The 14617-nt window shown below is 56.5% G+C and carries 15 protein-coding genes and 1 tRNA gene; 7 read left to right on the top strand and 9 right to left on the bottom strand.

The window, feature by feature from the left end; genetic code table 11:
• Positions 1-285 precede the first annotated feature (285 nt).
• Positions 286-1188, bottom strand: coding sequence for a DNA-binding transcriptional regulator YafC (gene yafC, locus HFD87_RS21890; RefSeq protein ID WP_022625197.1), 903 nt, complete (start codon positions 1186-1188; stop codon positions 286-288).
• Positions 1189-1450: 262 nt separating this feature from the next.
• Here yafC and HFD87_RS21885 point away from each other — a divergent pair, with 262 nt between their 5' ends.
• On the top strand, positions 1451-2242 hold the full coding sequence (locus HFD87_RS21885; RefSeq protein WP_010255114.1) for an endonuclease/exonuclease/phosphatase family protein: 792 nt from the start codon (positions 1451-1453) through the stop codon (positions 2240-2242).
• Between the two features lie 109 nt (positions 2243-2351).
• Here HFD87_RS21885 and mltD read toward each other — a convergent pair whose 3' ends face one another.
• A complete protein-coding gene (gene mltD / locus HFD87_RS21880; RefSeq protein ID WP_022625195.1) occupies positions 2352-3728 on the bottom strand; it encodes a murein transglycosylase D in 1377 nt (458 codons plus the stop codon).
• A gap of 71 nt (positions 3729-3799) precedes the next feature.
• Entirely contained in the window at positions 3800-4555 is a 756-nt protein-coding gene (gloB, locus tag HFD87_RS21875) for a hydroxyacylglutathione hydrolase (protein ID WP_010255119.1), read from the bottom strand.
• A 42-nt stretch (positions 4556-4597) separates the two neighbouring features.
• On the opposite strand from gloB, the gene HFD87_RS21870 reads away from it, so the two are divergent.
• Positions 4598-5335: a class I SAM-dependent methyltransferase gene (locus HFD87_RS21870; RefSeq protein WP_010255122.1), complete on the top strand. Its 738-nt coding sequence runs from the start codon at positions 4598-4600 to the stop codon at positions 5333-5335.
• On the opposite strand, the gene rnhA is transcribed toward HFD87_RS21870, so the two are convergent.
• The gene (rnhA, locus tag HFD87_RS21865; RefSeq protein ID WP_010255125.1) at positions 5317-5784 is read right to left on the bottom strand and encodes a ribonuclease HI; all 468 of its coding nucleotides are present in this window, start codon (positions 5782-5784) and stop codon (positions 5317-5319) included. The genes HFD87_RS21870 and rnhA overlap by 19 nt on opposite strands.
• Positions 5785-5835: 51 nt before the next feature.
• Between rnhA and dnaQ the strand changes: the two genes are divergently transcribed.
• Positions 5836-6567, top strand: a complete 732-nt coding sequence (gene dnaQ / locus HFD87_RS21860; RefSeq protein WP_010255127.1) for a DNA polymerase III subunit epsilon — start codon at positions 5836-5838, stop codon at positions 6565-6567.
• A gap of 134 nt (positions 6568-6701) precedes the next feature.
• Positions 6702-6778: transfer RNA gene (locus tag HFD87_RS21855), tRNA-Asp, on the top strand.
• A gap of 49 nt (positions 6779-6827) precedes the next feature.
• Here HFD87_RS21855 and HFD87_RS21850 read toward each other — a convergent pair.
• Entirely contained in the window at positions 6828-8336 is a 1509-nt protein-coding gene (locus tag HFD87_RS21850; RefSeq protein WP_033756668.1) for an NCS1 family nucleobase:cation symporter-1, read from the bottom strand.
• Between the two features lie 144 nt (positions 8337-8480).
• On the opposite strand from HFD87_RS21850, the gene HFD87_RS21845 reads away from it, so the two are divergent.
• From HFD87_RS21845 to puuE, 3 genes are read left to right on the top strand one after another with little or no spacing between them, the layout of a single operon-like run.
• Positions 8481-9203, top strand: coding sequence for a GntR family transcriptional regulator (locus tag HFD87_RS21845; RefSeq protein WP_010255133.1), 723 nt, complete (start codon positions 8481-8483; stop codon positions 9201-9203).
• Positions 9200-9931, top strand: a complete 732-nt coding sequence (hpxA, locus tag HFD87_RS21840) for an allantoin racemase (RefSeq protein WP_010255136.1) — start codon at positions 9200-9202, stop codon at positions 9929-9931. The genes HFD87_RS21845 and hpxA overlap by 4 nt, the downstream gene beginning before the upstream one ends.
• Positions 9932-9963: 32 nt before the next feature.
• On the top strand, positions 9964-10917 hold the full coding sequence (puuE, locus tag HFD87_RS21835; RefSeq protein WP_010255138.1) for an allantoinase PuuE: 954 nt from the start codon (positions 9964-9966) through the stop codon (positions 10915-10917).
• Positions 10918-10967: 50 nt separating this feature from the next.
• Here the strand turns inward: puuE and hpxZ are convergent, their stop codons facing one another.
• From hpxZ to HFD87_RS21815, 4 genes are read right to left on the bottom strand one after another with little or no spacing between them, the layout of a single operon-like run.
• Positions 10968-11348, bottom strand: a complete 381-nt coding sequence (gene hpxZ / locus HFD87_RS21830; RefSeq protein ID WP_010255141.1) for an oxalurate catabolism protein HpxZ — start codon at positions 11346-11348, stop codon at positions 10968-10970.
• A complete protein-coding gene (locus tag HFD87_RS21825) occupies positions 11348-12745 on the bottom strand; it encodes an AtzE family amidohydrolase (protein ID WP_159227323.1) in 1398 nt (465 codons plus the stop codon). Before HFD87_RS21825 ends, hpxZ begins: the two co-directional genes overlap by 1 nt.
• A complete protein-coding gene (gene hpxX, locus HFD87_RS21820) occupies positions 12742-12924 on the bottom strand; it encodes an oxalurate catabolism protein HpxX (RefSeq protein WP_003852562.1) in 183 nt (60 codons plus the stop codon). The genes HFD87_RS21825 and hpxX overlap by 4 nt, the downstream gene beginning before the upstream one ends.
• Before the next feature lie 12 nt (positions 12925-12936).
• Positions 12937-14523 (bottom strand): gamma-glutamyltransferase family protein, encoded by a 1587-nt coding sequence (locus HFD87_RS21815; protein WP_167423928.1) that lies wholly within the window; start codon positions 14521-14523, stop codon positions 12937-12939.
• Positions 14524-14617 lie beyond the last annotated feature (94 nt).

The raw sequence follows: 14617 nt of genomic DNA, 5'->3' as shown, positions 1-14617 counted from the left end.
GAGCGGTAGTTCAGTTGGTTAGAATACCTGCCTGTCACGCAGGGGGTCGCGGGTTCGAGCCCCGTCCGTTCCGCCACTTAATTGGAAAGCCCTGACTTAACGGTCAGGGCTTTTTCCATTGCAGAAAATTCACCACGGAAAAATACACCGCGCTGATTCTCTTCAATCTCCCGGATCATTTTGACGATCGCTAAATCTTTGAATCTGAAGCAATAATCCCGCAATCGATCCCACCCTTCCCAATTGTGTGCGGGCAGACCCCGATCAGGCCCGCCCCTGTAGACTTCAGGTACGCCACGGCTGGTCAGCTGTCCACTCACTCAGAAAATCGATAAAAGCGCGCACACGCTGGCTTACGCCAATATCACTGTAGTAAACAGCATGGAAGGGCATCTCGACCGGCAGACGCTGATCGGCCAACACTTCCACCAGTTTTCCCTCAGCAACTTCACGATCGATCATATAGTCCGACAGACAGGCAATACCATTACCGGTAAGACAGAGCTGCTTAATCGTCTCTCCGCTGTTAGAGGAGATAGCCCAGCTAATATCATAGAGTTCGCCGCTTTCACGGGAGACGGGCCAGCGATTGAGTCGTGGGGAATCATCAAAGCCGAGACAGTGGTGGTTATCCAGCTCAGCCACCGTTTGCGGTGTCCCATGCTCACGGAGATAGGCGGGTGAAGCAACCATCTTGCGAAAGCTCCTGAACAGCAGCCGGGCGCGCAGCGTTGAGTCGGTGAGATTGCCGGCGCGAATGGCGATATCCACTTTCCGCTCAATCAGATTGATAAAACTCTCTGAGGAGATCAAAGAAAGAGTCACGTCAGGATAGCGCAGACGAAAGGGTTTAATCATCGGCATCAGCAAATGCAGAATGACCGGCGTCGCGGCATCAACGCGCAGTAGTCCTTTAGGCGCCTGTAAACTCTCGATCAAATCGCTTTCTGCCGTGGTCATCTCCTGCAAAAAACGTTGAACATGGCGAAAATAGCGTTCGCCCTCCTGCGTAAGCGCCAGCTGCCGTGTTGTGCGGGTCAGCAGGGCAATACCCAGCTTGCTCTCCAGCTTTTTAACTGTCCTGCTGACGGCAGAGTTAGCCATCTTCAGCTGTTCAGCAGCGCGACTGAAACTTCCACTTTCTACTACGCTGACAAACACTTTTAGTTCATCAGAAGATGCCTTCATTCTTCCTCCCTGCAGTCACATGGCCATTAAGCCAGTTTATGACTGATAATGCTGTTATAACCAGTACAGGAGCCGTTAACGATGACATCGGGGATGTCACCGCCTGATCTGCCTCGTTTTGCTTAGCGAACTTAAAAGGGCTGCTTTATTCTGGAAAAGGTGATGAATTCTGACATTCACCTGCATCCATTGAAACCCCGGTCTAAAATCCCTATAACAGACAGGTGTTAACTGTATTTTGAATCATCAGCCAGGCGGGAAAGTGCGCAAAAAAACTTATGCAATGCGATATGTAGCAGGACAACCAGTGGAACAGATCTTTCCACCTGGCGCGATGCTCCATCTCGGTCAGGCACTGCCACCTGGCGCACCCTTGCCCGCGCACCCAAACCTCAAGGTTCTGGTATGGAACATCTTCAAGCAGCAACGCGCAGACTGGATGTCGGTACTGGAAGGATTTGGTAAAGATGCGCACCTGGTATTACTGCAGGAAGCGCAGACCACACCAGAACTGGTGGAGTTTGCCACCAGTAATTATCTTGCTGCCGATCAGGTACCTGCCTTTGTGCTGCCTCAGCATCCCTCTGGGGTGATGACGCTCGCCTCTGCGCACCCGGTCTATTGCTGCCCGTTGCGTGAGCGTGAGCCTCTGCTGAGGCTGTCAAAATCGGCACTGGTCACGGCGTATCCGCTGCCCACGGGTGAAATGCTGATGGTCGTGAACATCCATGCGGTAAATTTCAGCCTGGGCGTCGACGTCTACAGTAAACAGCTGGGGCCAATCGGGGAGCAGATCATGCATCACCAGGGGCCGGTGATTATGGCCGGGGATTTCAATGCCTGGAGCCGTCAGCGTATCAATGCCCTCTACCGTTTTGCACAGCGAATGAAGCTGGAAGAGGTGATGTTCACTGCCGATCACCGCCGTAAAGCCTTTGGTCGCCCGCTGGATTTCGTCTTCTATCGCGATCTCAGGGTGAGTGAGGCATCCGTACTGGTGACGCGCGCGTCCGACCATAACCCCTTACTGGTAGAGTTCAGTTCAGGAAGCTAGTCCGGTGCATTAAGCGAGCCTGCAGAAGGGGAGGGAAGTCCGGCAGATGAGTAAACGGTGGCGGATGAATAAAAGAAAAAGGCTGACAAATGTCAGCCTTTTCAACGTATCAGGTATCAGGTGTTGCGTTATTATTCACAAACAGCGTTAAGTTATCGCCGGGTTGAATATCTTTCGCACTGTCCAGCACACTGTTCCAGCGCATCACGTCTTTGATATTGACGCCGTGATGACGGGCAATACTGTCAAGAGAATCACCCTTACGAACACGATAGGTGATGCTGTTGCCGTTATCAGCCAGTCGGGTGCCATTCGAACCAATGGTCAGAGTCTGACCCGGTCGGATATCAGCACCGCGCAGGTTGTTATCCTGCTTCAGTGTCGAGACGCTAACGCCAAGTTTTGAGGCGATACCAGAGAGCGTATCACCCCGTCGCACTTTGTACCCGCCACTCGCACTGGCTTTCGCAAGCTGAGTAGGTTGTACCGCTGCGATGTCACCGGAAGCCAGTGAGTTACGCAGTTTCGCGACGTTCGACTTCGGCACCATAATATAGTGTGGGCCGTTTGGCGCTGTTGCACCGCCTTTGTAACCGGTATTGAAGCTCTTCAGTTTCGTGAGCGACATACCCGCCATTTCGGCAGCCTGCGTCAGCTGTATCTGCTGACCCACTTCCACTCGCGCCAGAGCACGACTTTCATTAGGTGTCGGCAGTTTGATACCGTAACGCTTGTTATTTTTGAGCAGTTCACTCAGAGCTAACATTTTAGGCACATACACGGTCGTTTCGCGTGGCAGCGATAAATGCCAGAAGTCAGTCGGCTTACCGCGCGCCTTGTTCTGCTTTATCGCTTTGAGTACACGTCCTTCACCACTGTTGTACGCTGCGATGGTTAATAACCAGTCGCCGTCAAACATGGTGTTAAGACGCTGCATCATATCCAGCGCAACTTTCGTGGATGCGACCACATCGCGTCGCCCATCGTAATACTGGTTCTGTTTCAAACCATAGTTTCGACCTGTTGCAGCAACAATCTGCCAGATACCAGCGGCATTGGCGGATGAAGTTGCTCGGGGGTCAAAAGCGCTCTCCACTATGGGTAGCAGTACCAGTTCCATCGGCATTTTACGTTTCTGTATCTGCTCGACTATCCAGTACATGTACGGCTCTGCCCGTAATGTTACATCGTGGAGATAGCTCTTATTTTTTAAAAATTTACTTTTTTGTTCGCGGATTGCCGGGTTTTCCGGAATCCCCATCTTCAACTCGTCACTAATGAAACTCCAGAGATCTGCATCTGCTGCGAGGCCAGTTCCATCTTCCTGCCATCGCGGCGACAAAAACTCGTCTCCGTACTTTCCATTTTCACCTTGACCAGCTGAAGACAGACTCTGTGCATGCTGTACCGGGATATTGGCATCGTTCCTGGACGCCTGACATCCTACCAGCAAGACTGAGGCGAGTAAGATCGCTTTAGCCTTCATGTGTGTGTCAATAGTTCGCTTAAAAGACGAGCAACTATACGTGACGACTTTTCACAACACAACCCGAAAAATCAAAAAGCGTCTTTCTTCTCGCGTAGAACGGCAAATGAACGCCATACGGGTTCATCAGTAACGTTAACGTTTAATGCCCTTTGTAAATCAACGTCTTGCGTGCGAAGAAATAAATTTATTGTCCGTTCGTGCGCCAGTTTTGTGGGCAAACTAATGCCATTTTCAGCGCGTAAGTCCTTAATTTTCTGATATTCGGCCGTTATTTGTGGGTCATGGGGCAGAATAGCCGCAGCAAACTTCAGATTGGATAAAGTATATTCATGTGCGCAGCAGACTAATGTTTCACCTGGAAGCTGGTTAAGCTTTTGAAAGGAATCATACATCTGCTCTGCCGTGCCCTCAAAAAGGCGCCCGCAGCCGCCCGAAAAGAGTGTGTCACCACAGAAAAGATAAGGTGAGCTGTAATATGAGATATGTCCTAAAGTGTGACCAGGGGTGTGGATTACCTCAAACGTCAGGCCCAGTACCGTGACCTTATCGCCTTCGCTGACTATGGTTCTGGCCCCTTTAGCCGCAGTTTCCTGGGGACCATAGACCTCAAGCTGAGGGAAATGCTCGCACAGTGTTTTCACTCCGCCCGTGTGGTCGTTATGGTGGTGAGTCAGCAGAATAGCGACCGGCTGCCAGCCGTTGGAGGCCATTTTTTCTAACACCGGTTGGGCTTCGCCGGGATCGACAATCAGGCATTTACCGTCATCATCAGTCAGCGTCCAGATGTAGTTGTCCTGCAACGCAGGAATACTGGTAAGATTCATCATCACCTCTCGCAGGTCGTAGGAAAAGGAAGAGCGTAAAGCATGAAGCCCGCTAAATCACGCCAGATTCTGAACGCACCGCTGTCATGGCGCGATATGCCGTGGGGAGATTATTTCCGCGACGCGCTAACGCAGCAGCTTCAGCCTTACCTTGGAAAGCTTTATGGCTTTCATATGCTTAAGCTTGGCAACCTCAGCGCAGAAATCAACACCGAAAACTGTGCTATTTCACATCAGGTCAATGTTGGCAGGGAAGGTGATCTGTTACAGGTGCTGGCTGACCCGATGCAACTGCCGTTTGAGTCGAAGTCGATCGATGCCTGTTTGCTGGCCCATACGCTCGCCTGGAGCCAGGATCCTCACCGGGTGTTACGTGAAGTAGATAGGGTGTTAATTGATGATGGCTGGATGATTATCAGCGGCTTCAATCCATTCAGCCTGCTCGGCGTGAGTAAGATGGTGCCGGGCCTGAACCGCAAAGCCCCCTGGAGCGGACGGATGTTCAGCCAGGTGCGGTTAGTCGACTGGCTGGGACTGTTGAATTATGAGGTAGTCTATCGCACCCGCTTTCAGGTGCTGCCGTGGCATCGGCAGGGCGGAAAACTGATCAGCGCCCACTTACCGGCGCTGGGCTGTCTGAATATTGTGGTGGCGCGTAAACGCACCTTCCCGCTGCTGCCGACCCGGGCTAAGAAGAGTATGAGCACCAGCAAGATCCGCCAGACGGTCAATGCCACACGCCAGTTCCGGCAGGCAGAGGATCAGGATTCGGTTTTATAACCGATATCCTCAAAAGCGGGATTTTCAGCCGCGCTGCGGGCCAGCACGTCGCAGCGCTCATTTTCCGGATGTCCGGCATGGCCTTTAACCCACTCCCACTGAATCTTATGGGTGCTGAGTGCTAAGTCGAGACGCTGCCAGAGATCGACATTCTTCACCGGCTTTTTGTCGGCGGTTTTCCAGCCACGCTTTTTCCAGTTATGGATCCAGCTGGTAATTCCCTGACGCACATACTGACTGTCGGTACTGAGCACCACATCGCACGGCTGAGTCAGCGCTTCCAGTGAGACAATCGCCGCCATCAACTCCATCCGGTTATTGGTGGTAAGGTGATAGCCCGCGCTGAAGGTTTTCTCATGCTGACCGTAGCGTAAAATCGCCCCATAACCGCCGGGGCCGGGATTTCCAAGACAGGATCCATCGGTGAATATTTCTACCTGTTTGCGCATCTCTGGTAGACTTCCTCTCAAAAACGCTAAGTCTGACATAAAACGGGTCTTATGAGCACTGCAAATAACCGCCAGATCGTTCTCGATACTGAAACCACCGGCATGAACATGATCGGGGTACATTATGAGGGGCACCGCATCATTGAGATTGGTGCGGTAGAGGTGATTAACCGTCGCCTGACCGGTAACAATTTCCATATGTATCTCAAGCCCGATCGGCTGGTCGATCCCGAAGCCTTTGGCGTACACGGCATTGCCGATGAGTTCCTGGCCGACAAGCCTGCCTTCAGCGAGATTGCCGATGAGTTTCTCGACTACATTCGCGGTGCTGAATTAGTGATCCATAACGCCCCGTTTGATATCGGCTTTATGGACTACGAGTTTGCAAAGCTGAACCGTGGCATTGAGAAAACCGAAACCTTCTGCAAAATCACCGACAGTCTGGCGCTGGCGCGCCGTATGTTTCCCGGCAAGCGCAACAGCCTTGATGCGCTTTGCTCGCGTTACGAAATAGACAACAGCAAACGAACCCTGCACGGCGCACTGCTCGATGCCGAGATTCTGGCTGAAGTCTTCCTGACGATGACCGGCGGACAAACGTCACTCTCCTTTTTATCGGAAAGTGAAAGCGCCCGACAGGCGCAGGGAGAGAGCATCCAGCGCATCGTGCGTCCCACCTCTGCACTGCGCGTGGTCACGGCCAGCGATGAAGAAGTGGTTGCCCATGAGTCACGTCTGGATCTGGTGATGAAAAAGGGTGGCAGCTGCCTGTGGCGCGGCTGAATTACGCATTTTTGTGGATAAAATCAACGGCAAGCTGAAAAAAACAGCAAACGATTTGTTCGCCTGGAAAAAGCGTTGACGTCGCAACAGGCTGCCATTACTATGCGCCTCGTTCCCGACGGGGAACAAAGCGCGGAGCGGTAGTTCAGTTGGTTAGAATACCTGCCTGTCACGCAGGGGGTCGCGGGTTCGAGCCCCGTCCGTTCCGCCAATCTCTTTAAAAAAGCCGATTCAGAAATGAATCGGCTTTTTGCTGTCTGCTATTCAGCGGTGGCCTGGTTCTTCTGCGGCATCACCTCGCCTTGCCAGCGGGCACCATCCTCCGCCTCACGATCTTCACGGGCGATAAAGCGATAGCAGCCTGCCGCCAGACCGGCGCCAATAAACCAGCTGAAGTTCGCCACCTGATGCAGGGAAGGGATAAAGCTAATCACCAGGCAAATCGCCACCGATGGCAGCAGTGCGCCAATCGCTTTAGGGTTAAAGCCACCGCGATACCAGTAACGGCCTGCCGGCGTATCGTTAAACAGATCGTCGACCGAGATGCGTCCACGTTTAATCAGATAGAAATCGGTCAGCAGAATCCCGAACAGCGGCCCGATAAACGATCCCAGCACATCCAGCGTATAGTGAATCAGCTCTGGAGACTGGAACAGATTCCACGGCGTTAACAGCACCGACCCCACCGCAGCGATCATCCCGCCGGTACGGAAACTGATTTTCTGCGGTGAGCAGTTAGAGAAGTCAAAAGCGGGTGAGACGAAGTTCGCCACGATATTGATACCGATGGTGGCGGTAATCATGGTCAGCAATCCAATTGCGACCGCCAGATCGTTGCCGACCATGCTTACGGTTTCGATGGGATCGGTAATCATTTTGCCAAACAGCGACTGGGTGCCCGACACAATCACTACGGTCACCACCGAGAACAGCAGAAAGTTAAACGGCAGTCCCCAGCGGTTGCCGCGACGGATCTCTGACATGCTTTTGCCGTAGCGTGAGAAGTCACCGAAGTTCAGCAGCGGCCCGGAGAAGTAAGAGACCACCAGCGCCGTCGCCGTAATCATCTGCCACGTCTGCTCGCCTGCGGTCAGCGATTTGCTGGCGAGAGTAAACGAGATCCCATCGAAGCCGGTCTTGTATACAATCCAGCCCGCCAGCGCCACCATCACCACATAGACCGCCGGTCCGGCGACATCAATAAACCGTTTGATGGCGTTCATGCCATGCCAGAACACCATCGCCTGCAGTAACCACATAATGCCGAAGCAGCACCAGCCCAGCAGCGACAGACCAAGCCAGTGCGGCACGGTCATCGACGTCAGCGACGGCGCGAACTTCAGCAGCACCAGCATCAGCGCATTCGCCGCCAGATAGGTCTGGATGCCATACCAGGCGAACGCGATCAGACCGCGTATCACTGCCGGGATATTGGCACCAAACACCCCAAACGCCTGACGGCAGATCACCGCATAGGGGACGCCCGCCATCTGGCTCGGTTTCGCCACCAGATTCGCACAGATCTGCACGATGCAGATCCCCGCCAGCAGGCAGAGCAGCACCTGCCAGCTGGCTAATCCCAGCGTGAAGAAGCTGGCGGCCACCACATAGCCGCCCATGCTGTGCACATCCGACATCCAGAAAGAAAAAATGTTGTACCACGACCAGTTCTGATCGCGAGTCGGTGCCAGGTCGTCGTTACAGAGTCGTGGGCTGTAACGGGCGTTGGCTTCAGAGGCCGTGCTGGCCACCGTTGATTGATTTGGCATGAAACCTGCTCCTCTACCCGAGAGTGGAATGAATAATCTGGTAAAGCGGTATTGCAGGATCCAGGCCAGATCTCTTTTCTTGTATACAATATTTATTTTTCACGTATACGATATGTGGCGTACAGCAAGCGACCGGAGCGGGTAATGACGAGTAAAACAGGACAGCGAGACGCCACCAGGCTGCAGGATAAAGATGAAGGGATTTACCAGGCGTTGATGAACGCCATTGTTGAGCATCAGCTGCCGCCGGGCAGTAAACTGCCGGAAGAGGCCCTTTCCGGGGTCTTTGGCGTGAGCCGCACCGGCATCCGCAAAGTGCTGCAACGCCTCGCGGCGGTGCAAATGGTCACTCTGACGCCCAAACGTGGTGCGCAGGTCTCCACACCCGGCGTTGAAGAGGCGCGGGATATCTTCTCAACCCGCAGTTTAATGGAGTGCGCTAATCTGCCAGCGGTCCTGGCCCATCTGCAGCCCCCGCATCTGGTGGCGCTGGAGCAGCTCATCGCGCAGGAGAATCAGGCGCACGCCGATCATGATGGCCCGGCAGCCATCCGGCTGTCAGCGGCCTTTCATATTCAGTTGCAGGCGATCTCCGGGAATCAGGTGCTCACCGGCATGGTGACCAGTCTGACGCAGCGATCATCGCTGGTGATCGCCGCCTATGGCGCACCCTGGCAGCGTGGCTGCCGCTGTGACGATCATGCGAATCTGCTTCAGTTACTGCGCGCGCGTGCGCTGCAGCCGCTGACGCAGGCGCTACAGCATCACTTCGAACACATCGTCTCCAGCCTGCACTTCGAGCGCAGCGGGGAAACGCTGCCCGACTTTTCCCGACTGTTTGCCGCAGGCTCTGGAGCTGCCTCATGAGCCTGATTCAGGTTATCAACCCCAACACCAGCCTGGCGATGACCGAAACTATCGGTCAGGCCGCGCGTGCGGTCGCCGCACCGGGCACCGAAATTCTGGCTGTTTCGCCGTCGCAGGGCGTGCCTTCCATTGAAGGGCACTTCGATGAGGCGATCGCCGCCATCGGCGTTCTGGAGCAGATTAAACTGGGCAGAGCGCAGGGCGTCAGCGGCCACGTCATTGCCTGCTTTGGCGATCCGGGTTTGCTGGCGGCACGCGAGCTGGCCAGCGGACCGGTGATCGGCATCGCGGAAGCGGCGATGCATACCGCCACGCTGCTGGCGACGCGTTTCTCTATTGTCACCACGCTGCCGCGCACCCTGGTGATTGCGCGTCATCTGCTGCAGCAGTATGGCTTTACCCATCACTGTGCCGCGCTGCATGCCATCGATCTGCCGGTACTGGCGCTGGAAGATGGCAGCGGCCTGGCGCAGGAAAAAGTGCGGCAGCGCTGCATTCAGGCTAAACGGCAAGATGGCAGCGGGGCGATTGTGCTGGGCTGTGGCGGAATGGCGACGCTGGCCGGGGAGCTGACCCGGGAGCTCGGCCTGCCGGTGATCGATGGCGTCAGCGCGGCGGTGAAGATGGTGGAGTCGCTGGTGGCGCTTGGTTTTGGCACCAGCAAACATGGTGATCTGGCCTGGCCTTTGCAGAAACCTCTCTCAGGTGCGTTTCAGCATCTAAACTAACGGAACTTTCCCGAATCAAAACAGGTGGAGTGATGACTGACGCTGCAGAGAAGAAAGAGTACAGCTTTAACAAAAACTATCCGCGCGATTTAATCGGTTATGGCGCTCATCCGCCGCACGCCGCCTGGCCCAACAACGCCCGTGTGGCGGTGCAGTTTGTTCTTAACTACGAAGAGGGCGCAGAAAACAGCGTGCTGCACGGCGACACCGGCTCAGAGCAGTTCCTCTCCGACATTATCGGGGCAGCGAGCTATCCCGATCGCCACATGTCGATGGAGTCGCTGTATGAGTACGGCTCACGCGCCGGTTTCTGGCGTATCCACAACGAATTCCAGAAACGCGGTCTGCCGTTAACGGTTTTCGGCGTGGCGATGGCGCTGGCGCGTCATCCGGAAGTTGTCGAGGCGATTAAACAGGCTGACTACGATGTGGTCAGTCACGGCTGGCGCTGGATCCACTATCAGGGCATGGATGCAAAAACCGAACGCCAGCATATGCAGCAGGCGGTCGATGTGCTGGTTGATCTGTTTGGTAAAGCGCCGACCGGCTGGTACACCGGCCGCGACAGCCCGAATACCCGTCGGCTGGTGGTGGAGCAGGGCGGTTTTAGCTATGACAGTGACTACTACGGCGACGATCTGCCTTTCTGGACCCAGGTCACCTGTCAGGATGGAACGGTTAAACCGCACCTGATTATCCCCTATACCCTGGAGTGCAATGACATGCGCTTTGCCTCGCCGCAGGGATTTAATACCGCGGAACAGTTCTTTACCTATCTGCGCGACAGCTTCGATGTACTGTATGAAGAGGGCGAAACCGCACCGAAGATGATGTCGATCGGTATGCATTGCCGCCTGCTGGGTCGTCCTGGCAAATTCCGCGCGCTGCAGAATTTTCTCGATCACATCCAGCAGCATGAGGATGTCTGGATCTGCACCCGTCAGCAGATCGCTGACCACTGGATCAACACGCACCCGGCACCTTAAGCCGGTTCCGGCGCTCGCCCCGCGTTGATCGGGCGAAGCGCCGGACGATGTCAGCTCATCAGGCTGACCTGCGCCGCCACGATGCACCAGCCGTGGGGCATACGTACCCAGGTCTGCTGCTGACGGCCAATTTTATCGCTGCCGGTGCGGGTAAATTCGGTGCTGCAAACCGCATAATCCTCGCCAAAGGTGGTGATCACGGTGTTTCGCAGCGTCCGGTTCAGCCCGGCGGAAGGACGCGCGGCGCGGAAGGCACGAATCTCATCAATGCCATACAGATTCTCACCAGCGCCGAGGCGCACGGTTCGCGGGTCGTGCCAGAACAACGCATCCAGTTCGGCCACGTCATTGCTGACCAGCGCCTGCTCGTAGCGGTAAAACTGCGCCGTCACCTCGGTGACTACCTGCGGTAAATTAATCTCTCTGTTCATCAGGCTCCAGCCATATTGATTTGCGGTATCGTAATGCCGCGTTGTTCCAGTGCCCAGGCGGCACGTAACACCGCCTCTTCATTAAATGGACGGGCGATAAGCTGTAATCCAATCGGCAGACCGCTTCGGGTCGCCAGCGGCACGGTACAGACCGGCAATCCCAGGAAGGAGATCGGCTGCGTCAGCATACCCATGCTCGCCTTAGCGGGCAGCGATTCCCCCTGAATCGACAGGGTCTGCTGACCGATGGTGATCGCGCTGCAGGGTGTCGCCGGCGCTATCAGCACATCAAACCGATCAAAAAGCGGCAACACCTGCTGCTGGAAATGGCGGCGGAAACGCTGCGCCTGCACGTACCAGGCACCTGGCATCATGGCACCGGCCAGCAGACGCTCGCGTGAATTAGGTTCAAACTGCTCAGGCGTCTGGCGCAGGGCGGGCAGATAGTGATTGCCGCCTTCTGCCGCGGTCATGATAAACGCCGCCGAGCGTGCCAGCTCAGCGTCCGGCATCAGCACCTCTTCCTGTGCATCAAGTGCTGCCGCGACCACCGCGACGGCAGCGCGGGCATCCTCATCGCACCAGCGGGCAAAAAAGCCACCCAGTACGCCGCAGCGCAAGGCTTCGCTGCCCTGTGACAGCCCCGGTAGCGTCGCGGCCAGCGGGCGATCGGCCTGAAACGCATCGGTGTGGTCTGCTCCCTGCAACAGATCATATACCAGCGCCAGGTCTTCAACCCGCCGCGCCAGAGGACCGATGTGATCGAGGCTGGCGACAAACGGATGGCTGCCGCTGCGTGACAACCGGCCAAAGGTCGGCTTAAGACCAAAAATACCGCACAGCGACGCGGGCACCCGAATCGAGCCGTTGGTGTCGGTGCCCAGTGAAAAGTGGACCAGACCGGCGGCCACGGCAGCCGCCGAACCGCCTGACGAGCCGCCAGCCACGCGGCTGAGATCGCGCGGATTGTGCGTCGCGCCGTAGTGGCTGTTTTCGGTGGTAAAACCATACGCGTAGGCATCCATGTTCAGCATGCCAGACAGCAGCGCACCAGAGCGACGCAGTTTATCGACGGCAAACGCATCTGCACGTGCCGCCGGCCGGTCGCTGAACAGGCTGGCACCGGCCAGGGTAGTGTGACCCGCCACATCAAACAGGTTTTTTACCGCATACGGGATGCCCGCCAGCGGTGGCAGGGTTTCGCCGCGCTGCCGCTGCGCATCAACATCCGCCGCTTCTTTTAACATGCGGGGCCCGGTCACTTCCGTCCAGGCATTCAGCGCCGGATTATGCTGCTCAACCGCCTGCAGCGTGCGCTTTGCCACTTCCAGCGCACTGATTTCACCCTGCTGAATCGCCCGCTGCAGGGTCTGAATCGAAACGTCACCTAATCTCATGCCTGGTATACTCCTGCCACTTCAAGCCGGTCATCCAGCGGAAACGCCATCAGCGGCGCGGCCATCTCCGCGATACGCGACAGCTGGATCAGCAGTTCAGCGCGGCGGGCGTCATCCAGTTCCAGTTGCAGTATCTGCTCCATATGGCCGATGTAGCTGGCCCAGTCGTGTTGATTCATGATTCGCTCCTGTTAAAAACCGGCGGCGCTGCCGTTACTGCGTGGATCGCTTGCGCCCTCAAACATGCCGTTGCTGTGGCGCACAATGGCGCCCGCATGGCCCACGGATTCGCTGAAGTCCGGCAGCAGCTCCACCTCATGTCCCCACAGACGCAGCATCAATACCGTTTCGTCGTCAAAACGGCCTTCCAGTTTCAGCGAGTCTGATGATTGCCCCCAGGTCCGGCCCAGCAGCCAGCGCGGCGCACTGACTGCCTGTTGTAACGGCAAGCCCTGAATCACATGGCGGGTAAAAATCGCCGCCTGAGTCTGTGGCTGACCATCCCCACCCATCGCGCCATACACCAGCGTCCGGCCATCTTTCAGCCGTGCGGCGGCGGGATTCAGGGTATGAAACGGCTGCTTACCGGGTGCCAGAGCCAGCAGATGGTCAGGATCGAGGCTGAAAGCGGCGCCGCGGTTCTGCCAGGTGATACCCGTGCCGGGCAGCACCACACCACTGCCAAATTCGTGATAAATGCTCTGAATAAAGGAGACGGCCAGGCCGCTGCTGTCCATCACGCCCATCCAGACCGTATCGCCCGGCCCGCGTCCGTTTCCCCATGCCGCCGCCTCTCCATCGGTGATCTGGCTGGCGAGCGTGGCAAGGTGATCGCTGTCCAGCAGCGCCTGCAAATCTTCCGTGACGTGACGCGGATCGGTGATGTGTTTGTCGCGCAGTGCAAACGCTTTTTTGGTGGCTTCCACGATACGGTGCACCGTCTGCGCATCGTCAGCCTCCGCCATCTCCAGCCGATCGGTGATGCCCAGGATCGCCAGCGACACCATGCCCTGCGTTGGCGGGGTGATATTCCAGATGTCACCTTCGCTGTGGGAGAGATGCAGCGGCGTCGTGCGGCGGGCGCGATGCTGCTGCAGATCGGCCAGCGTCACCGGCATGCCCAGCGTGGCCATCTCATCGGCCATATGGTGAGCCAGCGTGCCGCGATAAAAGCTGTCGAGCCCCTCTTCAGTAAGCTGGCTGAGGGTCTTTGCCAGGGCGGGCTGGGTAAAACGGCTGCCTGGCTGCGGCACGTTGCCGTCAGGCATAAAGGTGGCGCTGAAGCCGGGCTGATGCTGCAATTCACTGCGGAACGTCGCGGTGGCGGCGCTCTGTGAGGTGGTCACCGGAATACCGTCGGCGGCGTAGCGAATCGCATCGCGCAGCAGACGTGCCAGCGGCAGCGGCGGGGTGCCCATCTCAGCCGAGAGATTTAGTGCCTCCTGCCAGCCGCTGACCGTACCGGCCACGGTCAGCGCCGCTTTCGGCCCGCGATGCGGAATCTTAGGGTGATCGGCGTAGAAATCGTGATGAGCCAGCGAACCGGCTGCGCCGCTGGCGTCGATAGCGACAGGATCGCCGCCGGGCGGCAGAATCAGCCAGAAACCATCACCGCCCAGTCCATTCATATGCGGGTAGACCACGGCGATGGTCGCGGCAGCGGCTACCATCGCTTCAATGGCATTACCGCCATCACGCAGTACCGCGAGCGCGCTCTCACTCGCCAGATGGTGTGGCGTCACCGCCATCCCCTGCGGGGCCATATTGCTTTGAATCATCTTTTTCTCGTTATCCGGGTGACAGAACCGATAACAAAGCAAGAGCTGTTCCAGTTTTCACCCTGAGCTGACGATGCGCCGGTTAACCTGGCGC

The organism is Pantoea sp. EKM21T (assembly GCF_011800405.1).
Classification (GTDB): domain Bacteria; phylum Pseudomonadota; class Gammaproteobacteria; order Enterobacterales; family Enterobacteriaceae; genus Pantoea; species Pantoea agglomerans.
This window is presented reverse-complemented; position numbering and strand designations above follow the sequence as displayed.